The sequence below is a fragment of the Mesorhizobium sp. M0185 genome (assembly GCF_040322175.1).
Classification (GTDB): Bacteria; Pseudomonadota; Alphaproteobacteria; order Rhizobiales; family Rhizobiaceae; genus Mesorhizobium.
Genome location: NZ_JAMYSY010000039.1, coordinates 1 through 22,383, shown reverse-complemented (window position 1 = coordinate 22,383; position 22,383 = coordinate 1). Strand labels below are relative to the sequence as shown.

Genomic DNA, 22,383 nt, shown 5'->3' with positions numbered 1-22,383 from the left:
ACGCCACATCGCGGCCGAGCTGTGCTACGGTCCTTCCATGTCGTCGCCAGATCTCAATCTGCTTGTCGCCCTCGATGTGCTGCTGAGCGAGGGCAGTGTGGCGCGCGCGGCCGGGCGGCTGCGCCTCAGTCCCTCGGCGATGAGCCGGACGTTGGCGCGGTTGCGCCAGGCGACAGGCGACCCATTGTTGGTCCGGGCCGGCCGTGGCCTGGTTGCGACGCCGCGCGCGCTCGAATTGCAGCAACAGGTAGGCCGAGTCGTTCAGGATGCGGAAGCGCTGCTGCGCCCGGCCAAGCTCCTCGACCTCTCTGCTCTCGACAAGGTCTTCACGCTGCGCGCCAACGAAAGTTTCGTCGAGGAGTTCGCACCGCGTCTTCTGACCCGTGTCGAAGCGGACGCACCTGGCGTACGGCTGCGTTTTGCGCCGAAATCCGACAAGAACGACATCTCGTTGCGTGACGCGGCGGTTGATCTCGAAATCGGGGTTGCCAGTGAAACGAGCCCTGAAATGCGCATTCAGGCGCTGTTTCGCGACCGCTTCATCGGTGCGGTGCGAACGGGTCACAGGCTGGGCGAGGGCCCAATGACGCCGGAACGCTATGCTGCCGGCCGCCACATCAGCGTTTCGCGGCGTGGCCGCGAAAAGGGCCCGATCGACGAGGCCTTGAAACAGCTCGGTCTCCAGCGGACGATCGTGTGCATGGTTTCCAGCTTCTCGGCCACGCTCGCCATGGCGCGCGCCTCCGATCTGATCGCCAGCGTCCCCGAACGGCACACGCTGGGCGCGCGCACGGGCATGTACAGCTTCCCGTTGCCGGTCGATATCGAGGAGGTCACCATTTCGATGCTGTGGCATCCGCGGCTCGATGCCGATCCGGCGCAGCGCTGGCTGCGAGCCTGCGTGCAGGGGGTCTGCGCGTCGTTTCGCTGATCCAGACTCAGGGCGTGATCTAGAATCTGGTCACCACGCCGATGCCTATGCCTTCGAAGCCGCCCATCGCCATCAATGCGGCCGGCGCCTCTTCGAGGCTGATCTTCTTGCCGATCAGCAGTTCGGGTTTCAGCTTGCCGGTGCGGATCATCTCCATCATCGCCTGGTAGCGGAAGGCCTGCATGCCGTGGCTGCCGCGGATTTCGAGCTCGAATGCGATCACCTTGTCCATCGGTATCTGCGGCCTGGCATGGTCGCCGAGCATCAGGCCGACCTGCACGTGGCGGCCGCGGCGGCGCAGGTTGGCGATCGAGTTGAACGAGGTACTGGGGTGGCCGAGCGCGTCCATCGACATGTGCGCGCCGCCATTGGTGATCTGCTTGACCGCCTTGACCACGTTCGGCGTCTTTGCCGCGTTGATCGTCGCCACCGCGCCGATCTTTTTGGCAAAGTCCAGCTTCTCGTCGGTGAGGTCGATGGCGACGACATTGGCGCCCATGGCGCTGGCGATCATGATCGCCGACAGGCCGACGCCGCCGCAGCCGTGCACCGCCACCCATTCGCCGGGCGTCACCCGGCCCTGGTCGACGATGGCGCGGAACGAGGTGACGAACCGGCAGCCGAGGCTGGCGGCGGTGGCGAATTCCATCTCGTCGGGCAAGCGCACGAGATTGGTGTCGGCATGGTCGATGGCGACATATTCGGCGAACGAACCCCAGGCGCTGAAGCCGGGCTGGAACTGATGTTCGCACACCTGGTGGTTGCCCGACGTGCATTCGAAGCAGCGGCCGCAGCCGACGGCAAACGGCACGGTGACGCGCTCGCCGCCCTTCCAGCGGGTCACCTGGTTGCCTGCGGAGACCACGACGCCGGCCAGTTCGTGGCCCGGCACATGCGGCAGGCGGATGCCGTCGTCGTGGCCCATCCAGCCATGCCAGTCGCTGCGGCAGAGGCCGGTCGCCTCCACCTTGATGACGACGCCTTCCGGTGCCGGCTCCGGATCGGGAACGGTCTGGATCGTTGGCGTTTCGCCGAACTTTTCGAAGACGACGGCTTTCATCGGCAGTTCCTCATGACTTCATGCAATTTGCGGTCTATTCGGCATCGATCTGGTTCTCAGGCGCGGCCTTCTGGAACGCCGGCAGCGCCATGCAGGCGGCATTGATGCGCGCGATGATCGGATAGGGCGTCATGTCGACGCCGAAACGGGCATTGCTGGTGACCTGTGCGACGAGGCAGATATCGGCCAGCCCCGGCGTGTCGCCATGGCAGAATGTCTTGGTCTCGGGCGAGGAAGCCAGAATCTTTTCAAGCGGCTGGAAGCCTTCGTTGACCCAGTGCCGGAACCAGTTGACGACATCCTGGTCGCCGGCGCCGAACAGTGTGCGCAGCGAGGTCAGCACGCGCAGATTGTTCACCGGATGGATGTCGCAGGCGATCATCTGCGCCAGCATCCTGACGCGGGCGCGGCCCGGCGCATCCTTGGGCAGCAGCGGCGGCTCAGGCGTGGTCTCGTCGAAATATTCGATGATCGCCAGCGATTGCGTCAGCAGCGTGCCGTCGTCCAGGACCAGTGCCGGCACCAGCCCTTGCGGATTGACCGCGAGGTAGGCGGGTTCGAGATGCTCGCCGTGGCGCAAATGATGCGGCACGTAGTCGTAGGACAGGCCCTTCATCTCCAGCGCGATCCGCACCCGGTAAGAGGTCGAGGAGCGGTAATAGTTATGGAGGACGATGTCGCTCATCGGATTGGTTGGCCGATGGTCAGTTCGATTTCGCCGATGCCGTCGACGCCACCGGTGATCTTTTCGCCCGGCCCGACGGCGCCGACGCCAGCCGGTGTTCCGGTGAAGATCAGGTCGCCTGGCCGGAGTTCTACCGCCTCGCTGCAAATCGAGACGATGTCGGGAACCGGCCAGATCAATTCGGCGAGGTCGCCGTCCTGCCTGATCTCGCCGTCGACCGCGAGCCAGATGCGGCCCTTGTCGGGATGACCGGATTTTTGCGCCGGAACCAGCGGGCCGCAGGGCGCTGAACGGTCGAAGGCTTTCGACCAGTCCCACGGCCTTGCCGCCTTTTTCGCCTCGTCCTGAAGGTCGCGGCGAGTCAGGTCGACGCCGACGCCGTAGCCCCAGACATGGTCCAGCGCCCGCTCGCGCGGGATGCGAAAGCCGGCTCTGCCGATCGCGACGACCAGCTCGATTTCGTGATGCAGGTTTTGGGTCAGCGGCGGGTAGGGGATCGTGGTGCCCGAACCGACCACCGAGTCGACCACTGCGTCGCCTGGTTTGGTGAAGAAGAAGGGAGGGTCGCGCTCGTCATTGCCGAGCTCGCGGGCATGGGCTGCGTAGTTGCGGCCAACGCAGAAGATCCGGCGCACCGCAAAACGCTCCGGCGAGCCGGCCACGGCCACCGACGGGGTTGCGGGCAAAGGAAGGACGAAGCCGGTCATGCACTGTCTCTGTTTCAGTGGATATGTCGCCGGCACATTCGACCGATTTGGCCGGTCGGGCAAGGCATTGCATCGCGCAAAGGCTAGGCCTGCCGCACGGTGCCGCGGAAATCGCCGGTACATTTTGCTCTGCCGGCCAGATGGCAATGTACCATTTGGGAATAAGCCGGCCACGGCGCGAAGCGCCTGCCGCCAACGCCTGAGACTGTCGACCGTTGGTTTCGGGGAACGGACGTGACAGCCCCTTTCGGTCCGTCCTGTACTTCGGGCGTGTCGTTATCTCGCACTTGCACAAGGTTCTGGTGCGCTGCAATATAGCTGGAGGAATGCGGCCTCCAGCCCGCCTTTCGCAGGTTCAATGAAGGGACCGGCATGACGGACATCTCCGCGACGCGTCTTGTCGTGTCCAGGCCTGTCGCCGATAGCTCGGCAAGAACCAGGCTTGCCTATCTCGACGGCTGGCGCGGCCTGTCGATCGCGCTGGTGCTGATCGGCCATTTCTTCCCCGTTCCCGGCATTAATCTCGGCGTCCTGGGCGTCGAATTCTTCTTCGTGCTCAGCGGCCGGCTGATGGCCGAGATCCTGTTTGTCGAATATTATCCGCTGAAGAAATTCTTCAAGCGCCGGTTCTCCCGCATCTACCCGGCACTGCTGATTTTTGTCGTCGCCGTGATGGTTGCCTTGTCCGGCACATTCATCGCCTTCAAATGGAAGGCGGCGCTGACGGCGCTGACGTTCACCTACAACTATGCCGGAATTCTCGTCACCCGCGCCGGCGCGCTCGACCATATCTGGTCGCTCTGCGTCGAAGAGCACGCCTATATCATCCTGGCGCTGATCAGCGTTGTCGTCTCGGGGCGGTCCCGGGTCATCATGTTGCTCGGCGCATTGTCGGTGCTGGCCATGGCAAACGGCGCCATCTCCTACTGGGTGCTCGCAATAGGCTACGAGGGCACCTATTGGCGCACCGACGTGCACATCGCCTCGATCCTGCTGTCGGCGGTGTTATGCCTGCTCAAGGCCGACGACAGGCTGCCGGCGCTGCTCAAGGGGCCGCATGTTGCCCTCGCGGCCACAGTCGTGGCTGTGCTCGTTTTCATGGCTGCCGTGCCAACCCCCATCCACTATCTGGTCGCGGTGCCGCTGCTGGCGCTCGCCGTCAATTTGCTCGACTTCAGCAGCCGGTATCTGACCGGGTTTCTATCGTCCCTGCCGATGACGATGCTGGGGCTGTGGTCGTATTCGCTCTATCTTTGGCAGCAGCCCTTTTATCAATTCGTCGACATAAAAGGCAGTTCGCCGTGGTTGATGCTTGCGGCGGCGTTCGCTTGCGCGCTGTGCAGCTACTACATCATCGAAAAGCCGGCCCGCTCCTGGCTGAACCGCAATTGGTAGGGCGAACGGCGCCCGCCGTTCAGCCGGCGATCCGTCTTGCATAATACCGCACGACTTTCCTGCCGCCTTGGATTACCGCGTCGCCCACTTCCGCAAAGCCGAGTGCGGCATGGAAGGCGTCCGAAGCCGGATTGGGTGGCTCGGCATTGACTTCGCAGGTGACGATCGCCTGGCCGGCGCGTGACGCCTGCTCGAACAGATCCTCATACAGCCGGCGGGCGTGGCCGCGCCCGCGCGCTGCGGCGGCGACCACGACGCGATCGACATAGACGAACCGCGGGTAACGCTGGCGAAACCACACGAAGTTCGGGCTGTCGTAGCTGGCGTCCTGGTCGAAGGTCATGATGAAGGCTTCGAGCCTGCCGATGCGGCGCGTGTAAAACGCTTCGCCGAGCAGGAAGGACAGGCGCTCGGGTTCGAGCCACGACAATTCGGCGGCATGCTCGTTGTTGAGCGCGAGGATTGCGGACTCATCACGCGGCGAGACCCGTTCGATCGGCAAACGCACTTCGATCATGTTGTTCGATCTTCCAGGATCACAGCCGGGCGGCTGCGATGGTCGCCGCCACCATCGCCTCATCGGTCAAGGTGTTGCGGTATTCGCGGTCGAGGTCGGTGCCGCCCATGCCGACCCTTGGGTTGCGGTAACGCATGGCGCTCGGCACGTCCTTGAGCGCGGCGAAGTGCATTTCGCTCAACCCGGTTTTCCTCCGCACCTTGCCAATGTTCTCGGGATCAAGCCCGCCGCAGCCGAGGATGATGATGCGGTCGCCGGCCTGCCTGACAAGATCGGCGAGCAGGTCAGCGCCCTCGAGCGCCGTGTCGCGCTGGCCGCTGGTCAGCACGCGGCCGACCTTGCAGCGGATCAGCGTCTCCAGCGCCTCTGTCGGGTCGCGGGTCATGTCGAAGGCGCGGTGGCAGGTGACGTTCAAGCGTCCCGCCGCCTTAACCAATTCGCTCATGCGCTGTTCGTCGATAGTGCCCTCGGCAGCGAGGCAACCGACGACGACACCGGCGACGCCGAGCTCGGCAAGCGCGCCGACATCGGCGAGCATCGAACGATATTCGGCTTCGCCATAGAGAAAATCGCCGCCGCGCGGCCGCACGATGACGTGGAACGGGATCGTCGCCAGCTCGAGCGCCGTGCGCACCGTGCCGAAGCTCGGTGTGATGCCGCCTTCGATCAGGCTGGCACAGAGCTCGACACGGTCGGCGCCGGCGGCTTGCGCGGCCAGCAGGCCGTCTATGCCTTCGACGCAGATCTCGATCAGCGGGAGGCGAGGGCGTTCGGTCTCGGTCATGGGCGATCCGTCGATGATTTCAGCTGGCCAGCGGTAGCATCGGGCATGGTGCGATGAAAGCCGGAAGTGTTGGCTCAATGTGCTTGCGGGCGCGCCTGCCATTCCGCCGCTTGACACATTCATAACTTAAGCGTTATACGTAACTCATAGCTGGTGGGTTATTGGTTCTCATGGAGAGCGCGTTGTTGATAGCCCAGCCAAACCGCAAACAACGGGTCCGAAGTCATGACTGAAGCAACCACAATCGAAACCAAATCCATTGTCGTCGAGCGTCTGATCCCGCATGCGGCTGAAAAGATATGGCGCGCAATGACCGTGCCGCATCTAGTTGCCGAATGGCTGATGGAGAACGACTTTGCGCCTGAGCAAGGCCATCGCTTTACCTTTCGCGCGACGCCGGTGCCTGGCTGGTCCGGCGTGACGAACTGCGAGGTGCTGAAGATCGAGCCGCCACGCCTGCTAGCCTACAGCTGGGGCGACGGCACCGAATCCGACAGCGGTCTGAAGACCGTGGTGACATGGTCGTTGACGCCCGAAGGTACAGCGACGCGGGTGCGCATGGAGCATTCCGGGTTCCGGTCCGAGGACGAGCGCGGCTACATCGGCATGGGAAGCGGTTGGCCGCGCATTCTCGAGCGGCTTGAGCGGGTGACTGCCTCGCAAAGCTGAAGATCCCGGCGCTCGCCTTGCCGCGACGCGGCGGCCGGCGAACTGACAGAACCAAGACATATCGAGACCCCGGATGTTCGTCGTCCGGGCTTGAAAAAACACGCCCGAAGGAGACCACTATGCAAGCACGATTGAAAAACCCGGTGATGCTCATTCCCGGCGCCTTGCAGGCGCTGCTCGCGCTGGACAAGTCGACGGAGACTGCCGACTTGTCCTATGTGACGCGCAAGCTCGTCCATTTGCGCGCCAGCCAGATCAACGGATGCAGCTTCTGCGTCGATATGCATGCGCGCGAATTGAAGAAGGCCGGCGAAAAGGACGAGCGCATCTTTGCCGTGTCCGCATGGCGGGAGACACCCTACTTCACCGACGCCGAACGCGCCGCGCTGGCACTGACCGAGGCGGCAACCCGGTTGGCCGACCGGCCAGACGCGGTAACGGATGCGGTCTGGGATGAAGCCGCCCGGCACTATGACGAAAAGGCGCTTGCCGCCCTGGTCGTCCAGATTGCCCTGATCAACGCATTCAACCGGCTCAACGCAACCACCAGGCAGATGGTCGGCGCCTGGGGCTGAACGGGGCCGGGTTCTCGAAAAGCCACATCAGATCCGCAGCTTGTGCGAATTCGCGCGCACGAAGTCGATGAAGGCACGCAGCTTCGGCGGCACGAGGCGACGGCTGGGATAATAGAGGTGAAGCGGCTCGTAAGCTGGACAGAAAGGCTCCAGCACCTTGACCAGCGCGCCTGAGGCGAGAAGCGGCGCGGCGAGGCCCTCGACGGCGAAGGCGAGGCCCAGCCCTTGCGCGGCGGCGGTAATGCACAGCGGAAGTGTGTTCACGACCAGACATGCGTCCGGCGTGAATGCGACTTCGCGTCCATCCACGGTGAACTCCCAGGGCGAAATCGCGCGCGTGCGGGTGAGAGCGAATGCGATGCAGCGATGGGCGGCGAGGTCGGCCGGCCGTTTCGGTGTGCCGTTGCGCGCCAGATAATCGGGGCTGCCCACCACGACCATCTGCAGGGGACCGCCCAGGCACGCGCCCATCATATCTCTCTCGAGAAGTTCGCCGATGCGCAGGCCGGCATCGAAGCCCTCGGCGGCGATGTCGACGAAGCTGTCGTCGAAAATCAGACTAAGCCGCACTTCGGGATAAGCATCCATGAACGGCCGCATCAGTGGCTCTATCAGCAGCGGCGCGGCGATCCAGGGCAGGCTGAGGCGCAGCGTGCCGGCGGGACGGTCGCGAGCTTCGCGCAGTGCCGCACCAGCCGCCCAGATGTCTTCGGCTGCCGGACGCACATGGTCGAGGTATTGGGCGCCAGCTTCGGTCAAGCCAACGCTGCGGGTCGTCCGGTTGAGCAGCCGCACCCCCAGGCGCTCTTCGAGCCCCTTTACCGCCTCGCTCAACGAGGCCGGAGCGACGCCGAGCTCGGCGGCGGCGCGGGTGAAGCTTTTGGCCTCCGCAACCTTGACGAAGGCGACGATGCCGCTGAATTGGTCGAGGCGCATTGTAAGGATTTTCCAAATAGCCCTGTCGAACTCTACTGGTTTTTCCGGCGAACAAAAGGCGTCATGTTGGGTCCGACGAACGGGCCTCGGTGTTGGGAACGGCTCGAACAGGCAAGGAAACAGGACCGATGTTCAGGCTTGCTTTACTCGCCGCCGGCACTCTTCTGGCGGTGTCTGCCGCCCCGGCGCACAGCGGGCCACTGGAAGACCGCAATATCCAGCTCATCAAAGACTATTACGCAGCTTACGCGACCGGTAATCCCGAGGCCGTGCGGCCCTTCCTCGCGCCCAACATCGTGTGGCGCATTCCCGGTCATCATCCGCTCGCCGGCGACAAGCGCGGGCCGGACGAGGTGGTCGCCTTCTTCCGCGGCCTGGCCGATGGCAAGTTCAAGGCCGAGCCGATCTTCTTCCAGGCGCAAGGCGACCTCGTTGTCGACGTCCATCGCGGCTGGTCGAATGTCGGCTCAGGTCCCGAGATCGACCAGCTCTACGCGCTGATATTCCGCATCAAGGACGGCAAGATTGCCGAGGCACAGAATTTTTTGACCGACATGTACCAGTCGGACGCTTTCTACTGGGCGCATTACCCGCTGAAGCCGCTGCCCGGCCGACTGGCTGGCCAGCGCTGAGACGGCGGTCTTTCTCGCAACGCGCCGCGCTTCTCATTCCAAGGAGACTAGCGATGCTTAAAACCCTGACACTTGCCGTAGCAACCACCGCCGCGCTCGCCGCCTCCAATGCCGTCGCCGCACCGCGCGTCGAGCGCGTCACATTCTCCTCGTATGGTGAGCAGCTTGTCGGCGAGCTCTATTTGCCAGAGGATCTGGACGCGGCAAAACCTCGGCCGGCGCTGGTCGTGACCGGCGCCTGGATGACGGTGAAGGAACAGATGCCGGCCCGCTACGCCCGCGAGATGGCCGATCGTGGCTTCGTCGCCTTGACCTTCGATTTTCGTGGGTGGGGCGAAAGCGGCGGCATACGCCGCCAGTACGAGGATCCTAACGCCAAGATCGCCGACATCGAAGCGGCGGTCGCCTATCTCACGCGCCGGCCCGAAGCCGATCAGGACCGCATCGGCGGGCTCGGCATTTGCGCCAGCTCCGGCTATATGGTCACCGCCGCCGCCGAAAACGCCGCGATCAAATCGGTCGCCCTCGTTGCGCCCTGGTTGCAGGATGCCGAAGTGGTCGAGCAGGCCTATGGCGGCCGGAATGGCGTCGTCAGGCTTGAGGCCGTGGGCGATGCGGCCGAGGCTGAGTATCGCCGCACCGGCAAGCAAGCGTTCTTGCCGGCCGCCAGCCTGACCGACGAGCGCGCGGTCATGTTCAAGGTGCCCTATTACACCGAGCCCGATCGCGGCATGATCCCGGCCTGGCGCAACGAGGCCGATCCGGCGTTCTGGCGCGGCTGGCTGACGTTCGACGCCATCCAGGCTGCTCCGCGCCTGCACCAGCCCTTTCTGATGGTGCACAGCGAGGCGGCTGCCATTCCGCAGGGGGCGCACAAATTCTACACGCGGCTGACCAGTTCCAGGCGGGAGCTGTGGCTCGACAATGTCACCCAATTCGATTTCTACGATCGTGCCGCGCCGGTGAAGGCCGCAAGCGATGCCGTCGCCGCGCACTTCCGCGCGACGCTGGGCAGTGCGGGGGAGGCGGGACAATGAGCCTCGTCACCCGCCGGCATGTCCTGGCCTCGGCGGTTTCCGCCGCGATGGTTTCCGCCGTCTCGGCGCCCGCCTCGAGCGCGCCGCGAGATGCGCTGACGGTCAAAGATAGGATCGCAATCGCCGAGGCGATTGCCGGGATCGGCCTCTATGCCGATCTGCGTGAATGGGACCGGGTCAGATCCTATCTCGCGGCCCGTGTCACGACCGACTACACCAGCCTCTTCGGCGGCGAGGTCACGACCAGCGGCTGCGACGCGCTGATCGCCCAATGGCAAGCGCTGCTGCCGGGCTTCGACGCCACCCAGCACCTCATCACCAACATCATTGTCGAAGGCGGGGATAACGGTGCGGTTGCGCGCAGCCATGTCCGCGCAACCCACTGGATCGGCGGGCGGTTCTGGACGGTCGGCGGCAGCTATCTCCACCGGCTGGTGCGGACGCCGGAAGGTTGGCGCGTCAAGGCAATCTCCATCCGCCGCTTGTACGAAGAGGGGGATCGCGCCGTGCTGGCCGCCGCCGCCGGCCGGGTAAAGGCGGAGGCCAAATGAGTGTTCGGGTTTGCGCATGCCCAGTCGCGCGGCGAGGTTGCTCGGAGCATCGGCAACGTGAATATTGATCGAAATGTCGGGGCAGGCTTGGCGCATGCGGCATTAGTGCCGCCAACCGCGGAGACAGGACATGACCCTTTCATTGCAGGAGGTTTCCGATAGGCTTGAGATCGAACAGCTGCTTGTTCGCTATTGCTATGCGGTGGACGATCGCGACTGGGAAGCCTATCGCAAAATATTCACACCCGATGCCGTGCTTGACGACACTGTAACAGGTGGAATCAGGAGCGGTGTGGATGAGCATGTTGCTTACATGAAAGGCGCCCTTTCCAAGATATTGATCTCGCAGCACGCCATTTCGACAATCCTTCTGGATCTCCGAGGGGATGAGGCCAGCGCGCGCGTGCATTGTTCATGCCCGATGGTGGTCGACCTCGGCGAAGGCAAAAGGCAGGTCTTCTTCCAGGGGCTTTGGTATCGAGACCGCGTCGTACGCACGTCCGAGGGCTGGCGCATAAGTGAACTTGTCGAGGAAGGCTATTGGAATCACAATTTGCCTGAGGGGTTCGCGTTCTGACGTCTGTTACGCGCTGTGCTGGATCCGCCCCGGACGCCGTTTTCAGACGTGGCAGCTACTGGCGCAACACCGTGTTCTTGGTACCTTCTTCGACCTGGTCGATGACCAGCAGCTTGACCGGATCGGCGCCGACATTGGTCGCCTGATGCCATTGCCCGATCATCTCGATGATGAAATCACCTGTTTGATAGGTGTTGCTCTTGCCGGTCTCGACGTTGGTGACCTGAAGCGTGCCGGCCTCGACATAGGCATAGCGCGGAAACGGATGCTTGTGGACCGGCAAGGTCGCGCCCGGCGCGATCTGATAGGCCGAGACCAGGACCTGGACGTTCTTCTGCGGCAGCGTGATCGGCTGGCCGGACGCGGTCTCGGTGTGAGAGGCAAGCGGGGTCACGATGACCGGCGTGCCGCTGGCATCCAGCGCCTGGGCGCTGTTTGCAAACAGTGGAGCCGCGAGCAGCAGCATCGATGCCAAGATTTTTCGCATGATTCCCCCCGAGCTGCGTCAGCATTGCGCAGCAAGCATTGGCGCGCAAGCTTGTCTGTTCAGGAGCGCCTTATCCCGCTCTTCTGAACATGCCCGGCGTCATGCCATGCATAGCCCGGAATGTACGGGAAAGATGGCTCTGGTCGGCGAAACCCGCCGCGATGGCGGCGTCGGCGAGGCCAAATCCCTGTTCGATCAGCGCACTCGCCCGGCGCAATCGCCGGTCGCGGATATAGGCCGCCGGCGTCAGGCCGATCGCCTTGTTGAAGTCGCGGATGACCTGGAATCGGGTCACGCCAGCCGCGCCGGCTAGCCGCTTGAGGTCGAGCTGCGAGCCAAGCTCGCTTTCGACAAGATCGCGGTAGAGCGAGAACCGCCGCTGCGATCCGGAGCTTTCGATCTCTTCGGCCTGTCCGCTCGAGTCGCCGTGCCGAACGATCAGCCGTCGCAGCGCCACGAGCAGGGACGTCTCGGCCGTCATTGTGTCCGGGGATGTCGAGCCCTGGTGTGCTGCCATCAATGCTGCGGCGAGACTGCTGTCTTCGATAGTCGCGCGCGAAAATACTGGAGCGCCGTCGCGGCCGAGTTCGCGGGTAAGCGCGGTCATCATCGGCACCGAAGGATAAAACGTCCGGTAGGCCCAGCCTTCATCCGCCCCGCGTTCGCCGTCATGCCACTCCTCGGGATTGACGACGGCAATGGTGCCTGCCGGAGCGAGAACGCTTTTGCGGCCGATGCGAATGCGCTCGCAGCCAGAGGTGATCAGGGCGATCACATAGGTCGGGTGCGTGTGCAAGTCATAGCGGTGCCGGGTGAAGCGCGCCTCGAACAGGCCCAGGTCGGGGAAGCACGGATGGCGCCAGTATTTCCCGGTCTCTGCCGCTTCGTTTGTCCTTGCCATGGTCAATCCGGTTCAAGACGCCTCTCGCCGGGCCTTCTATGGCAGGCAAACCAAGCCGCTTTTTGTCGGCGGAAAGGAGGCATCATGTTGCATAATGACCCCGTCGCCGCGCTGACACCAGAGGTTATAGGCTGGCGGCACCATATCCATGCCAATCCGGAACTCGCATTCAATGAATACGAAACGGCGCGTTTCGTTGCAGAGAAGCTGCGCTCCTTCGGCGTCGACGAGGTGCATGAAGGGATCGGCGGCACCGGCGTCGTCGGTGTCCTGCGCAGCGGCGCTGGAACGTGCGCTATCGGCCTTCGCGCCGAGCTCGACGCGCTTCCGGTGCTGGAGAAAACCGGGCCTGTCCTATGCTTCGAGGCAAGAGGGCGTGATGCACGCCTGCGGCCATGACGGCCACGCCGCCATGCTGCTCGGCGCCGCCAAACTGCTCAGTCAATCGCGCGCCTTCGACGGAGCCGTCACTTTCATCTTTCAGCCGGCCGAGGAAAACGAGGGCGGCAGCATGCGCATGATCGAGGACGGCCTGTTCAAGCGCTTTCCGGTCGAAGCGGTCTATGCGGTTCACAACTGGCCGGGCATCAGGCTGGGGACGATCGCCGCCCGCGTCGGGCCGCAAATGGCGGCCGTCGATAATTTCGAACTGACCTTTGAGGGTCTTGGCGCTCATGCCGCCATGCCGCAGCTCGGGGATGACCCGATCCTGGCCGCGGGCGCCTTCGTGCAAGCCGTCCAGCGCATCGTCAGCCGCTCGGTCGACCCTCAGAGCGCGCTTGTCGTCAGCATCACGCAGATTCATGGCGGCAATGTCGGCAATATCGTGCCGGGCAAGGTCTGGCTGCAAGGCACCTGCCGCTTCTTCGAGCACGGCCTTTCCGACCATTGCGAGAGGCTGATCGGCGAGATCGCACAAGGTATTGCCGCCGCGCATTCGCTCAAGGCCAGGCTCGACTACAGGAAGGGCTATCCGCCGCTGATCAATACGGCCGATGCGACGGCCCGCGCCGTCGAGGCCGCCGCCTCCGTCGTCGGCCGGGAGAATGTCTTGACCGAGTTCAGCCCCAGTCTCGGCTGCGAGGATTTCGCTTTCATGATCCGCGCCGCCGGCGGCTGCTATGCGTGGATCGGCGCCGGCGAGGTCGGCCCGGGCGAAGGCCTGCACGGCGACCGCTACGTTTTCAACGACGAGATCGTGCCGACGGTGATGCGCTATTACGTCAACCTCGTCGAGCAGACGCTTCCGCGGGCCGATCCTTCCACAGCAGTTTTTCCGGCGTGATCGGCAACTCCCGGATCCGCTTGCCTGTGGCGTCGAAGACGGCGTTGGCAACAGCAGCGGCAACGCCGGTGGCGCCGAGTTCGCCGATGCCTTTGCCGCCGATCGGGCTGGCATGCTCGTCCACCTCATCGACGAAGTGGATTATGATGTCGCCGGGAATGTCGGCGTTGACCGGAATGGCGACTCCGGAAAGGTTCTTCGACAGGAACCGGCCAAGCACCGGTTCGTGCCTGCTCTGCTCCATTGCCGCCATGCCCCAGCCCCAGATGATGCCGCCCGTCATCTGGCTGCGTGCGGTGCGGGGATTGACGATGCGGCCGGCGCTGTAGCTGCCCACGGCGCGACGAAGCCTGAGCAGGCCGAGCCCCGGATCGACGCCGACCTCCATGAAAATCGCGCCGAAAGTGCGCATCGCGAGGCCTTTGCCATGCTGCGCCGGATCGAACGAGCCGGAGCCGGTGATCTCGCCGATGTCGGTATGGCTCATCACGTCGGCGATCGTCTGACCGCCGGCAGCGCCTCTGCGGCGAATCTTGCCGTCCTGCATCTCGACCTCGTCCGGCAGCAGATTGGCAAGACGGGCAAGCTGCGAACGCGCATCTTCGGCAGCGGCAAGCACCGCCGCGCCCACCCCCATGGTCGATGACGAGCCATAGGTCGGTCCCGCCTCCGGCAGCTGTGTATCGCCCATTTCCATCTCAATCCTCTCCATCGGCAGGCCCAGCACGTCGGCCGCGATCTGCGGAAAGATGGTGAGTGTTCCGGTCCCTATGTCCTGGGTGCCGGTGCGGATGAGCACCGTGCCATCTCGGTGCAACCTGACCTCGGCTGCAGGCGTCGGGTTGCGGAAACAGCCCATGCTGCAGGTCGCCATGCCGTAGCCGATCAGCCAATCGCCGTCGCGTTGCGGCTTGCGCGGGCGCTCGCGCCAGCCGAACAGGCGGGCGCCTTCCTCATAAGCCTCGCGCAGCTTCTTCGACGACCAGGGCTGGCCGGTGGCCGGATCCGTGTCCGCATGGTTGACCAGACGCAGATCGAGCGGATCGATGCCGAGGCGGTGGGCGAGCTCGTCCATCGCGCTTTCGAGCGCCCAGGTGCCCGGACCCTCGACCGGCGCGCGCAGCGGCGTCGGCATGGCGACGTTTGCGCGCTCCACGCGCTGGCTGAGACGCATGGCCGGCGTGGCGTAGAGACCCTTCGAGGCTTCGGTGGCGAACTCGACGAAATCGTCGGTCACGGTGGTCAGGTTGACCACGTCCTGTTGCACGGCGGTCAGCTTGCCCGACCTGTCCGCCGCCAGCACGATCTTCTGTGCCATGCGCGGCTGATAACCGAGGCACGAATAGGCATTGGCTCGGCTTAGCGCCAGCCTGACCGGGCGCTCCATGATGCGCGCGGCGGCGGCGGCCAGCACCTGATGCGGCCAGATCCAGCCCTTGCCGCCGAAGCCGCCGCCGGTATGGCGGGAAATCACGCGGACCTTCTCGGCCGGGACATTCATGCGGGCGGCAACCACCTGGCGGACACCGTAGACGTGCTGCGTGGCGTCGTGCAGCGTCAGCTCTCCGTCATTCCATTCGGCGAGCGTCGCCGAGGGCTCCATGGCGTTGTGATGGCGCGACGGCTGCAAATAGACGGCTTCGACCGTGGCGGCGGCATCAGCAAGCCCGCGGTCGACCTCGCCCTTCGTAAACGTCGGCTCCAGGAACAGGAAGCCGCTCTCCCTCGGCACGACAGCAGCCTTGTCGATGGCGGTCCACTCGGGGGGTGCCGGCAACTCCGGCTCGGCGAACGCGTAGCGCAACGCGACGCGGCGAGCGCCGGCCTCCGCCGCCTCCAGCGTCTCGCCCAGCACAATGGCAAGCGGCTGGCCCTCGTGACGTATTTCGTCGCCCTGCATGGGCATGAAGCTCTGCGCCGCGGGCGGGCCTTCGGCTTGCTGCATCTGCGTATCGGGCTCGGCCCTTGGCGATACGAACCGGCCGAATTTGGGCATGTCCTCATGCGTGAGCACACGCACGACGCCGTTCTCGGCGAGCGCGTCGTCGACCATGATCGACGTCACGCGGCCGGCCGGAACGGGCGCGGTCACGAGTACCGCATAGAGCAGGTCGGGGGCGAAATAGTCGGCCGCATAGCGGGCGCGGCCGGTGACCTTGACGCCGCCGTCAGGGCGGGCAACAGGCTGGCTGATCATCATGACGGCATCCTCGCTGCTCTTTCGATCGCCCGCAAAGCGGCGGTCTTGGCCAGTTCGATCTTGTAGGCGTTCTGCGACAAGGGACGCGCTTCGGCGAAGGATTGCTCGATAGCGGTGCTCAACGCCTCGCGATCGCCGATTTCGGCACCGGCGAGCTGCTGGTCGGCGGCGCTCAGCCGCCACGGCCGCAGCGCGACGGACCCCAGCGCCAGGGCCGCCCGACGGATGGTTTGGCCGTCCATCTCCAGCACAGCGGCGGCAGAGACGATGGCGTACTCGTAGGATTCGCGCTCGCGCACCTTGAGGTAAGCCGATCGCGGCGCCGGCGCCGGCAGCTCGATTGCCGTGATCAGTTCGCCTTGCTGCAACACATTGTCTGCCTCGGGCCGCGTGTCGGGAAGCAGGTGGAATTCCGCTGCCGGAATGCGCCGGCCGCCGCTGCGGTGCGCGGTGACGATGACCGCATCAAGTGCTGCCAGCGCCACCGCCGGGTCGGATGGCTGGGTGGCGACGCAATCCTCGGTCCAGCCGAATATCGCGTGATTGTCGTTGATGCCATGCAATGCCGAGCAGCCGGAGCCGAGCTGACGCTTGTTGCATGGCAACTGCTCTTCGGCACGGAAATAGGCACAGCGCGTCTTCTGCAGAAGATTGCCGCCTATCGTTGCTAGGTTTCTCAGCTGCGGCGATGCGGCGTTGAGGATCGCCTGGCTCAACACCGGATAATCGCGCATCACCAGCGCATGCTGCGCGACATCGTTGAGATGCGTCAGCGCGCCGATCGTCAAGCCGCCGCCGGGCAGTGCCTCGATCTGATCCAGCCCGTCGAGGCGGGAGATATCGATGATCCGCGCCGGCCCGGCAATTCCAAGGCGCAGCCAGTTGAGCAATTCGGTGCCGCCGGCGAGAAAGGCGCTGTCGGGCGCGGCACCGGCTGCGATCGTGTCGCCCAGGCTGTCGGCGCGCGCATAGACGAATGGGGTCATTGGATCGCCCTCCCGGCCGCTGAGCGCACCGCCTCGACGATTTGCGGATAGGCCGAGCAGCGGCACAGATTACCGCTCATCCATTCGCGGATCTCGGCATCGGAGCCGGTATGTCCCTCCTCGATCAGTGCCGCCGCCGACATCACCTGTCCGGGCGTGCAGAATCCGCACTGGAACCCATCATGATCGATGAACGCCTGCTGCACGGGATGAAGCGCATCGCCGTTTGCCAAGCCTTCGATCGTCGTGACCTCGCGTCCCTCGCAGGACACGGCAAGTATCATGCAGGCATTCACACGCCGTTCGTCGAGATGCACGGTGCAGGCGCCGCACTCGCCGAAATTGCATCCCTTTTTCGTTCCGGTCAGATGAAGCCGCTCGCGCAGCAGGTCGAGCAGCGTGACGCGGGGATCGAGATCGGAAAGGCTGTGATCCTCTCCGTTCACCCGCAACCGCAATAGGTGCCGATCGTGGAAGTCCATTGGGGGTTACCTCGAAGCACATGCCGTACTCGTCGCAGGGACTCGTCCAGCAAGCAGCCACCCACCTGTCGAGGCGAAATAGGGCGGTCGATTCCGGTGAAAAGGCGCTGCCGGTCAGGGAAGGCTAAAAAACGCGCATTTGAGATTTGCGGCGGAGCGGAAAGGCCCTGCATAACTGTGGTTCACGGCCGTCCCAACATGAGCCGAATGCAGACGGTCCCCTTTAGGGACGATTACCATGAGCTGAAGTCACCTGGTGAGGTCTAAGACTATCTTTCCGGGAGCGTGGCCGGTGCGATTGCGCTCGATCGCGGATGCCAGATCGTCGAAGCCGACCACTTCTGCAATCGTGGACCGCAGCGAGCCGTCAGCGATCTCTTGAGCGATTGTGGCTAGGCGCGCGGTGTCAGGTTTGACTGACAACCAGATGCCATGACGGCCTGCCGGGGCGCGCGAAACCACATCAGTTGCAGCGATGCTGGCCAGGACGCCGCCAGGCGATAGGACCGACCAAGATTTGTCCAAGACCTGGCCCCCGACAAGATCGACGATAAGGTCAATGTCGCTCGCAAGAAGCTCGAAGTTCTGTTTCTGGTAATCGATCACTTCGTCAGCGCCCAAGGCTTGGACATGGGCCACGCTCTTGGTTGAGGCTGTAGCATAGACGGTCGCTCCAGCCGTCTTGGCGAACTGGACAGCGAAGCTGCCCACCCCACCAGCCGCGCCGTGGATCAACACCCGCCGCCCCCGAAGGTTGAAATCGGCGACCTGAAGGACTTGCCATGCCGTCATCGCCGCCACCGGTACTGCCGCCGCGTCAATGTCTGACAGGACCGCAGGCGTCTTGACGAGTTTTTCGGCATTTATCAGCAAGTGGTCAGCATAAGCGCCCAGGCCACCCAGCGCGGCCATGACCCGGTCTCCGACCCTCACGCCTTCGACGTTGGAGCCGGTCCGCAGCACGACCCCCGCCATTTCGATGCCAAGCGTCGCGGGCAAAGATAACTTGAACTTGTCGCGGACGTAGCCTTCACGGATTTTCCAGTCGATTCCGTTTACTCCGGCAGCCTTGACCTGGACGAGCACTTGGTCGGGACCAGGCTCGGGGGCGGATAGCCAATCGACTTTCAAGCTCTCTGTGCCGCCATATGCTTGAAGACGTAGGGCCCGGCCGGAGCCAAGCGGTTCAGCCCGGCCGGGGGCGCTTTGGAAGTCATTGAGTTGGTTCATCAGGCTTCTCCTTCCTGTTGGACGATATAGTTTGAAGTCTCTCAAGAAGAACTTCGAATTATGCAGTCCACCGCGGGTGAGAAATGTTATTAGACTGCCGGCGCTTGGGGATTTACTTGCTTGCGCTTTACGTGCTCAAAGCAGGATAGTCGGTGTAGCCCAGGGCGGTGCCACCATAGAAAGTGGCTTGGACTGCCGCATTCAGCGCCGCATTGGTCTTCAACCGTTCCACAAAGTCCGGATTGGCCAGGACCATCTGGCCGTAGGACTCCTGATCGGCCCGCCCCGAAGCTACGTCGGCGCCGATCTGGTCACGCGGACGACTTGGCCGATTGAGGATCAGCGATTGGTGCCAGAGCTTGCGGATATCGGCCAGCAGCGCCTCGTCGCCCTGGTGCATGATGTGCACGTAAGCGAGCCCGAGCTTGTCGAGTTCGGCGACCAGATAGCGGTAGAGGTCCGGCCCTTCGGCGCCTTCGTCGATCCCCCATATCGTCGTCCCGGGTGACAGGCGGATCGCGGTGCGGTCCGCGCCAATCTCCTCGGCGATCGCCGTGGCGACTTCGATGGCGAAGCGCGCTCGGTTCTCGATCGACCCGCCATATTCGTCCGTGCGCGTGTTGGCGCTGGGCGCGAAGAACTGCTGGACCAGGTAGGCGTTCGCGCCGTGAATCTCGATGCCGTCGGCGCCGGCCTCGACCGCCGAGCGCGCGGCATGGCGGAAATCGGCGACCGTCTGGCGCACCTCTTCGGTCGTCAGCGCGCGCGGCGTGGGAATGTCCTGCATCCCCGTCATGGTAAACATACCCGCCCCCGGCGCGATCGCGGAGGGCGCGACCCCCTGGCGGTGATGCAGCGTATTGTCGGGATGCGACATGCGCCCGGCGTGCATCAGCTGGATGAAGATGCGGCCGCCCTTGTCGTGCACGGCGGAAGTGATCTTCCGCCAGCCGGCGACATGGGCAGGCGTGTAGATGCCCGGGGTGGTGAGATAGCCCTGGCCGTCATCCGAGGGCTGGGTGCCTTCGGTGACGATCAGGCCGACGCCGGCGCGCTGGGAATAATATTCGGTGGCCAGCTCGCCCGGCGTACCGTCGAAGCCGGCGCGGCTACGGGTCATCGGGGCCATGACGAGGCGGTTCGGCAGAGTGTAGCGACCGACGCGGACAGAGGTGAATAAGGGACTCATTGGGATCTCCATTCTTTTGCTGGAGCCCTTGTCCACTATTCTAATGTCGGGATGAATCCGGCAAAAGTGAAATCAATATTCCAAATATGGAGCAATAGCGTGAGCCACTTGAACGACATGGCGCTGTTCGTGGAGGTGGCGAGAGCGAGGAGCTTCCGGAAGGCGGCTGAGGCTCTGGGCATGCCCAACTCGACTCTGTCGCGACGTATCAGCGCGCTGGAGAAGGCGATCGGCCTGAGGCTTCTGCATCGAACGACGCGCAAGATCGAGCTCACCGAGGCCGGCCAGCTCTATTACGAACGAAGCAAGCGCATCGTCGACGAGGCACGGCTCGCACACGAGCAGCTCGGCGCGATGCTGGAGCAGCCAAGCGGTGTCCTGCGGGTCTCGCTCCCGGTCGACTTCGCCACGCTTTACCTGACGCCGATCATCGTCGATTTCGCGCGGCACTATCCCGGCATCACCTTCGAGTTCGACCTGACCCCGCGCCGCGTCGATTTGGTGGCCGAGCCGTTCGATGTAGCGATCCGCATCGGCGAGCTGGAAGACTCCAGCCTGATCGCTCGCCTGATCGGGCGCCACGCGCGCCACCTCTATGCGTCTCCTGGCTACATCGAAGCGTCCGACGAGCCGGCGACACCGGCGGATCTGGCGGAGCATGAATGCATCTGCATGCCGAAGATCTGGACCTTGCATCAGGGGATGAACAAGGTCGAAGTCGAGGTTGGAGGCCGCTTCACAGTCAACAGCGTCGGGATGATCCGCGCCCTGGCGGTCAACCACCAGGGCATCGCCCTGCTTGCCGAGAAGATCGTCGCCGAAGATTTGGCCTCGGGCAGGCTCCGGCGTGTCCTGCCCGAATGGCAGGGATCGTCGGTCAGCATTCACGCCGTCACCGAAACTCGCCTCATTCCAGCCAAGACCCAGCGCTTCATCGAATTCCTGTCCGCCAGGCTGGTGGAAACATGACCCAGATCGTTACGCCGAGAAAAATCGCAAGCCGGCGTGCAAAATCGCGACTTGGCGTAGAAAAGACGGTGGCTCCCCAGGTCGGACAAATTTGATAAATCGAACCGGGGATGAAAGTGCCAGAAAATCTTTTATTTTCAGTAGCTTGATACGACCGCTTCCACAAAGCATCCGGACGGCATGAGCGGCGGTTCCGCCTTCGTGATCCAGATGGCAGGGACGGACCTTCGAGCGTACTTCGCCGGGATTATCTTGCAGGGTAACAGGAAGCTTTTTCACGTGCTGAAGTCAGACTACGTCGTAGCATTTCTCCGCAGCGTCTACCCATGAGCCTCCTCACGCAAGCAACGGCGTATGTCTGAATGACCGTAGTTGGCGAGATAACGGGTGGAACAGCGCTGCAATGGTGGTCCACCTCCGATCTATCGCACCTCATCCAAAGCGCTGCCCGTGCCTGTATGGGTCGAGTTCGAGATCTTGAAATGCGCCAAGACTTCCGGTTGCATTGATTGTACATTAGCGGCTCCTTAGAAGAGGAGAGGGGCCATGCAGTCGCAGTCGCTATCGTGCGCCATACTTGCCTTGATGCTTTGGGTTAGTCCCGCTCTAGCTGACGACAGCACCACCGCCGGAAACAAAGACACGGTTGTTGCCGGCAAGATTATCGGGAACGGGCGAGCCCCCGACAGTCCAGAGTGCAAAGAGAACAAGACCGCTGACGGGTGCGAACAACCCAAATCGACTGCTGCCGTTCCCGCGACACCCACAGTTAATTCGGCGCTTGTGTCAGACACAGCTTCGTTGCCCAACTAGCTCGGCCACGGTCCGTTGAGGGTGGACGAAAGGGGGCACGGGGGGTCTTCGCGCGAGCCAATTATCCGATCACCCGGACGAATTTTTCCACCAAACATTCCTGGCTGTTGCGGCCCAGCACCGCACCAATTTTGTACGGTTGTTACATGGCGTTGATGTCGGTCAGGAAGTGAGTAGAGTCTCCTTCGGCGTGTCCCTGGGGAGGGCTGGATGAGCGTCGCGCAAAGGGTAGGTCCGCTTCTAGAGCAAGCAATCACTGTACTCCTCAACAGGGCGGACCGTCGCGACACGGTCTCGATGAAAGCGGCACTACGCGAAGCTCGGGAGGCTGCGCCTTATTTGGTGGCCTCCGACGAAGAACTAACCGAGGCGATCGTCGAGGCAGCAACTGCCATAGGCCTCTGCGTGGCTTTCGACTGTCGCGAGTAGCTGTCAGCCAACTTCAGTCACTGTGGCACATCGCAACGAAAGCGCGCCGTCCTGCGCCATTTTCAATAGTTAGAGGAGGTAATCCGCAATTACCTTCGCAACCTGCTCACTCTGCCTGTAGAACGGGAACTGGGCTGAGCAAAAGTATTTGCTGGAGGAACTTGATCGGGCCGACAAAGAGTGACGTATGGCTCCCCACTGGTTCAACCCTCCGGTCCCGGTCAAGACCGAGCGTCCCGGGATCATCCACAACGTCAACAACGCCGAGACAGCCGGCGAGGAGCTGATGAAGTGGACCAAGCGTGGCCCTTGCTGGGACCTCGCGGTGCGCGTTTGCATGGCCGTGATTTTCGACG

Annotated in this window: 25 protein-coding genes; 12 read left to right on the top strand and 13 right to left on the bottom strand. The window is 63.5% G+C overall.

The annotated features are described in order from the left end of the window. The first annotated feature begins 37 nt into the window (after window positions 1-37). Window positions 38-931, top strand: coding sequence for a LysR family transcriptional regulator (locus NKJ20_RS25055; protein WP_352747799.1), 894 nt, complete (start codon window positions 38-40; stop codon window positions 929-931). A gap of 19 nt (window positions 932-950) precedes the next feature. On the opposite strand, the gene NKJ20_RS25050 is transcribed toward NKJ20_RS25055, so the two are convergent. From NKJ20_RS25050 to NKJ20_RS25040, 3 genes are read right to left on the bottom strand one after another with little or no spacing between them, the layout of a single operon-like run. Next, window positions 951-1,991: a zinc-dependent alcohol dehydrogenase family protein gene (locus NKJ20_RS25050; protein WP_352747747.1), complete on the bottom strand. Its 1,041-nt coding sequence runs from the start codon at window positions 1,989-1,991 to the stop codon at window positions 951-953. Window positions 1,992-2,025: 34 nt separating this feature from the next. After that, window positions 2,026-2,676 carry a maleylacetoacetate isomerase gene (gene maiA, locus NKJ20_RS25045; RefSeq protein ID WP_352747744.1) on the bottom strand — a complete coding sequence of 217 codons (651 nt, stop codon included), beginning with the start codon at window positions 2,674-2,676 and terminating at the stop codon, window positions 2,026-2,028. After that, entirely contained in the window at window positions 2,673-3,383 is a 711-nt protein-coding gene (locus NKJ20_RS25040; protein ID WP_352747741.1) for a fumarylacetoacetate hydrolase family protein, read from the bottom strand. Before NKJ20_RS25040 ends, maiA begins: the two co-directional genes overlap by 4 nt. Window positions 3,384-3,755: 372 nt before the next feature. Here NKJ20_RS25040 and NKJ20_RS25035 point away from each other — a divergent pair, with 372 nt between their 5' ends. Next, complete coding sequence (locus NKJ20_RS25035; protein ID WP_352747738.1) at window positions 3,756-4,778, top strand: acyltransferase family protein; 1,023 nt, start codon at window positions 3,756-3,758, stop codon at window positions 4,776-4,778. A gap of 19 nt (window positions 4,779-4,797) precedes the next feature. On the opposite strand, the gene NKJ20_RS25030 is transcribed toward NKJ20_RS25035, so the two are convergent. Both NKJ20_RS25030 and NKJ20_RS25025 read right to left on the bottom strand, forming a co-directional pair. After that, complete coding sequence (locus NKJ20_RS25030) at window positions 4,798-5,295, bottom strand: GNAT family N-acetyltransferase (RefSeq protein WP_352747735.1); 498 nt, start codon at window positions 5,293-5,295, stop codon at window positions 4,798-4,800. 19 nt (window positions 5,296-5,314) lie between these two features. Then, window positions 5,315-6,079 (bottom strand): copper homeostasis protein CutC, encoded by a 765-nt coding sequence (locus tag NKJ20_RS25025; protein WP_352747732.1) that lies wholly within the window; start codon window positions 6,077-6,079, stop codon window positions 5,315-5,317. 225 nt (window positions 6,080-6,304) lie between these two features. On the opposite strand from NKJ20_RS25025, the gene NKJ20_RS25020 reads away from it, so the two are divergent. Then, window positions 6,305-6,748: an SRPBCC family protein gene (locus NKJ20_RS25020; protein WP_352747730.1), complete on the top strand. Its 444-nt coding sequence runs from the start codon at window positions 6,305-6,307 to the stop codon at window positions 6,746-6,748. 119 nt (window positions 6,749-6,867) lie between these two features. Continuing rightward, window positions 6,868-7,323 (top strand): carboxymuconolactone decarboxylase family protein, encoded by a 456-nt coding sequence (locus NKJ20_RS25015; protein ID WP_352747728.1) that lies wholly within the window; start codon window positions 6,868-6,870, stop codon window positions 7,321-7,323. Between the two features lie 27 nt (window positions 7,324-7,350). Here the strand turns inward: NKJ20_RS25015 and NKJ20_RS25010 are convergent, their stop codons facing one another. After that, window positions 7,351-8,259, bottom strand: coding sequence for a LysR family transcriptional regulator (locus NKJ20_RS25010; protein WP_352747725.1), 909 nt, complete (start codon window positions 8,257-8,259; stop codon window positions 7,351-7,353). Between the two features lie 128 nt (window positions 8,260-8,387). Between NKJ20_RS25010 and NKJ20_RS25005 the strand changes: the two genes are divergently transcribed. The 4 genes from NKJ20_RS25005 (at window position 8,388) to NKJ20_RS24990 (ending at window position 11,056) form a co-directional block, all read left to right on the top strand. Then, the gene (locus NKJ20_RS25005; RefSeq protein WP_352747722.1) at window positions 8,388-8,891 is read left to right on the top strand and encodes a nuclear transport factor 2 family protein; all 504 of its coding nucleotides are present in this window, start codon (window positions 8,388-8,390) and stop codon (window positions 8,889-8,891) included. Between the two features lie 53 nt (window positions 8,892-8,944). After that, window positions 8,945-9,928: an alpha/beta hydrolase gene (locus tag NKJ20_RS25000; protein ID WP_352747720.1), complete on the top strand. Its 984-nt coding sequence runs from the start codon at window positions 8,945-8,947 to the stop codon at window positions 9,926-9,928. After that, window positions 9,925-10,479 (top strand): nuclear transport factor 2 family protein, encoded by a 555-nt coding sequence (locus NKJ20_RS24995; RefSeq protein ID WP_352747717.1) that lies wholly within the window; start codon window positions 9,925-9,927, stop codon window positions 10,477-10,479. Before NKJ20_RS25000 ends, NKJ20_RS24995 begins: the two co-directional genes overlap by 4 nt. Before the next feature lie 130 nt (window positions 10,480-10,609). Then, entirely contained in the window at window positions 10,610-11,056 is a 447-nt protein-coding gene (locus tag NKJ20_RS24990) for a nuclear transport factor 2 family protein (protein ID WP_352454540.1), read from the top strand. 55 nt (window positions 11,057-11,111) lie between these two features. On the opposite strand, the gene NKJ20_RS24985 is transcribed toward NKJ20_RS24990, so the two are convergent. Beyond that, window positions 11,112-11,543, bottom strand: a complete 432-nt coding sequence (locus tag NKJ20_RS24985; protein ID WP_352635535.1) for a cupin domain-containing protein — start codon at window positions 11,541-11,543, stop codon at window positions 11,112-11,114. 70 nt (window positions 11,544-11,613) lie between these two features. Further along, window positions 11,614-12,444: an AraC family transcriptional regulator gene (locus NKJ20_RS24980; protein WP_352635533.1), complete on the bottom strand. Its 831-nt coding sequence runs from the start codon at window positions 12,442-12,444 to the stop codon at window positions 11,614-11,616. Between the two features lie 84 nt (window positions 12,445-12,528). Here NKJ20_RS24980 and NKJ20_RS24975 point away from each other — a divergent pair, with 84 nt between their 5' ends. Both NKJ20_RS24975 and NKJ20_RS24970 read left to right on the top strand, forming a co-directional pair. After that, window positions 12,529-12,843, top strand: a complete 315-nt coding sequence (locus tag NKJ20_RS24975; RefSeq protein ID WP_352747715.1) for a zinc-binding metallopeptidase family protein — start codon at window positions 12,529-12,531, stop codon at window positions 12,841-12,843. Next, on the top strand, window positions 12,824-13,729 hold the full coding sequence (locus NKJ20_RS24970; RefSeq protein WP_352747796.1) for an amidohydrolase: 906 nt from the start codon (window positions 12,824-12,826) through the stop codon (window positions 13,727-13,729). Before NKJ20_RS24975 ends, NKJ20_RS24970 begins: the two co-directional genes overlap by 20 nt. Here the strand turns inward: NKJ20_RS24970 and NKJ20_RS24965 are convergent. From NKJ20_RS24965 to NKJ20_RS24945, 5 genes are all read right to left on the bottom strand, one after another. After that, the gene (locus NKJ20_RS24965; RefSeq protein ID WP_352451927.1) at window positions 13,668-15,929 is read right to left on the bottom strand and encodes a xanthine dehydrogenase family protein molybdopterin-binding subunit; all 2,262 of its coding nucleotides are present in this window, start codon (window positions 15,927-15,929) and stop codon (window positions 13,668-13,670) included. The genes NKJ20_RS24970 and NKJ20_RS24965 overlap by 62 nt on opposite strands. Next, entirely contained in the window at window positions 15,926-16,915 is a 990-nt protein-coding gene (locus tag NKJ20_RS24960; RefSeq protein ID WP_352451925.1) for an FAD binding domain-containing protein, read from the bottom strand. Before NKJ20_RS24960 ends, NKJ20_RS24965 begins: the two co-directional genes overlap by 4 nt. Continuing rightward, on the bottom strand, window positions 16,912-17,397 hold the full coding sequence (locus tag NKJ20_RS24955; protein WP_352451924.1) for a (2Fe-2S)-binding protein: 486 nt from the start codon (window positions 17,395-17,397) through the stop codon (window positions 16,912-16,914). Before NKJ20_RS24955 ends, NKJ20_RS24960 begins: the two co-directional genes overlap by 4 nt. A gap of 249 nt (window positions 17,398-17,646) precedes the next feature. Then, the gene (locus NKJ20_RS24950; RefSeq protein ID WP_352747711.1) at window positions 17,647-18,627 is read right to left on the bottom strand and encodes an NADP-dependent oxidoreductase; all 981 of its coding nucleotides are present in this window, start codon (window positions 18,625-18,627) and stop codon (window positions 17,647-17,649) included. Window positions 18,628-18,754: 127 nt separating this feature from the next. Then, a complete protein-coding gene (locus NKJ20_RS24945; protein WP_352747708.1) occupies window positions 18,755-19,828 on the bottom strand; it encodes an alkene reductase in 1,074 nt (357 codons plus the stop codon). Between the two features lie 87 nt (window positions 19,829-19,915). Here NKJ20_RS24945 and NKJ20_RS24940 point away from each other — a divergent pair, with 87 nt between their 5' ends. Together NKJ20_RS24940 and NKJ20_RS24935 are read left to right on the top strand one after the other, a co-directional pair. Then, window positions 19,916-20,785, top strand: coding sequence for a LysR family transcriptional regulator (locus NKJ20_RS24940; RefSeq protein ID WP_352747706.1), 870 nt, complete (start codon window positions 19,916-19,918; stop codon window positions 20,783-20,785). Between the two features lie 1,023 nt (window positions 20,786-21,808). After that, window positions 21,809-22,027, top strand: a complete 219-nt coding sequence (locus NKJ20_RS24935) for a hypothetical protein (RefSeq protein ID WP_352747703.1) — start codon at window positions 21,809-21,811, stop codon at window positions 22,025-22,027. The last annotated feature ends 356 nt before the right edge of the window (window positions 22,028-22,383 follow it).

Excerpts from the sequence above, each read along its gene's own strand:
- NKJ20_RS24985 (WP_352635535.1), bottom strand. The coding sequence starts at position 11,543 with ATGCGAAAAATCTTGGCATCGATGCTGCTGCTCGCGGCTCCACTGTTT.
- maiA (WP_352747744.1), bottom strand. The coding sequence starts at position 2,676 with ATGAGCGACATCGTCCTCCATAACTATTACCGCTCCTCGACCTCTTAC.
- NKJ20_RS24945 (WP_352747708.1), bottom strand. The coding sequence starts at position 19,828 with ATGGAGATCCCAATGAGTCCCTTATTCACCTCTGTCCGCGTCGGTCGC.
- NKJ20_RS25030 (WP_352747735.1), bottom strand. The coding sequence starts at position 5,295 with ATGATCGAAGTGCGTTTGCCGATCGAACGGGTCTCGCCGCGTGATGAG.
- NKJ20_RS25020 (WP_352747730.1), top strand. The coding sequence starts at position 6,305 with ATGACTGAAGCAACCACAATCGAAACCAAATCCATTGTCGTCGAGCGT.
- NKJ20_RS25000 (WP_352747720.1), top strand. The coding sequence starts at position 8,945 with ATGCTTAAAACCCTGACACTTGCCGTAGCAACCACCGCCGCGCTCGCC.
- NKJ20_RS24975 (WP_352747715.1), top strand. The coding sequence starts at position 12,529 with ATGTTGCATAATGACCCCGTCGCCGCGCTGACACCAGAGGTTATAGGC.
- NKJ20_RS24990 (WP_352454540.1), top strand. The coding sequence starts at position 10,610 with ATGACCCTTTCATTGCAGGAGGTTTCCGATAGGCTTGAGATCGAACAG.
- NKJ20_RS25025 (WP_352747732.1), bottom strand. The coding sequence starts at position 6,079 with ATGACCGAGACCGAACGCCCTCGCCTCCCGCTGATCGAGATCTGCGTC.
- NKJ20_RS24970 (WP_352747796.1), top strand. The coding sequence starts at position 12,824 with ATGCACGCCTGCGGCCATGACGGCCACGCCGCCATGCTGCTCGGCGCC.
- NKJ20_RS25005 (WP_352747722.1), top strand. The coding sequence starts at position 8,388 with ATGTTCAGGCTTGCTTTACTCGCCGCCGGCACTCTTCTGGCGGTGTCT.
- NKJ20_RS25040 (WP_352747741.1), bottom strand. The coding sequence starts at position 3,383 with ATGACCGGCTTCGTCCTTCCTTTGCCCGCAACCCCGTCGGTGGCCGTG.
- NKJ20_RS24950 (WP_352747711.1), bottom strand. The coding sequence starts at position 18,627 with ATGAACCAACTCAATGACTTCCAAAGCGCCCCCGGCCGGGCTGAACCG.
- NKJ20_RS25015 (WP_352747728.1), top strand. The coding sequence starts at position 6,868 with ATGCAAGCACGATTGAAAAACCCGGTGATGCTCATTCCCGGCGCCTTG.
- NKJ20_RS24995 (WP_352747717.1), top strand. The coding sequence starts at position 9,925 with ATGAGCCTCGTCACCCGCCGGCATGTCCTGGCCTCGGCGGTTTCCGCC.
- NKJ20_RS24955 (WP_352451924.1), bottom strand. The coding sequence starts at position 17,397 with ATGGACTTCCACGATCGGCACCTATTGCGGTTGCGGGTGAACGGAGAG.
- NKJ20_RS25035 (WP_352747738.1), top strand. The coding sequence starts at position 3,756 with ATGACGGACATCTCCGCGACGCGTCTTGTCGTGTCCAGGCCTGTCGCC.
- NKJ20_RS24935 (WP_352747703.1), top strand. The coding sequence starts at position 21,809 with ATGAGCGTCGCGCAAAGGGTAGGTCCGCTTCTAGAGCAAGCAATCACT.
- NKJ20_RS25010 (WP_352747725.1), bottom strand. The coding sequence starts at position 8,259 with ATGCGCCTCGACCAATTCAGCGGCATCGTCGCCTTCGTCAAGGTTGCG.
- NKJ20_RS24965 (WP_352451927.1), bottom strand. The coding sequence starts at position 15,929 with ATGATGATCAGCCAGCCTGTTGCCCGCCCTGACGGCGGCGTCAAGGTC.
- NKJ20_RS24960 (WP_352451925.1), bottom strand. The coding sequence starts at position 16,915 with ATGACCCCATTCGTCTATGCGCGCGCCGACAGCCTGGGCGACACGATC.
- NKJ20_RS25055 (WP_352747799.1), top strand. The coding sequence starts at position 38 with ATGTCGTCGCCAGATCTCAATCTGCTTGTCGCCCTCGATGTGCTGCTG.
- NKJ20_RS25050 (WP_352747747.1), bottom strand. The coding sequence starts at position 1,991 with ATGAAAGCCGTCGTCTTCGAAAAGTTCGGCGAAACGCCAACGATCCAG.
- NKJ20_RS24980 (WP_352635533.1), bottom strand. The coding sequence starts at position 12,444 with ATGGCAAGGACAAACGAAGCGGCAGAGACCGGGAAATACTGGCGCCAT.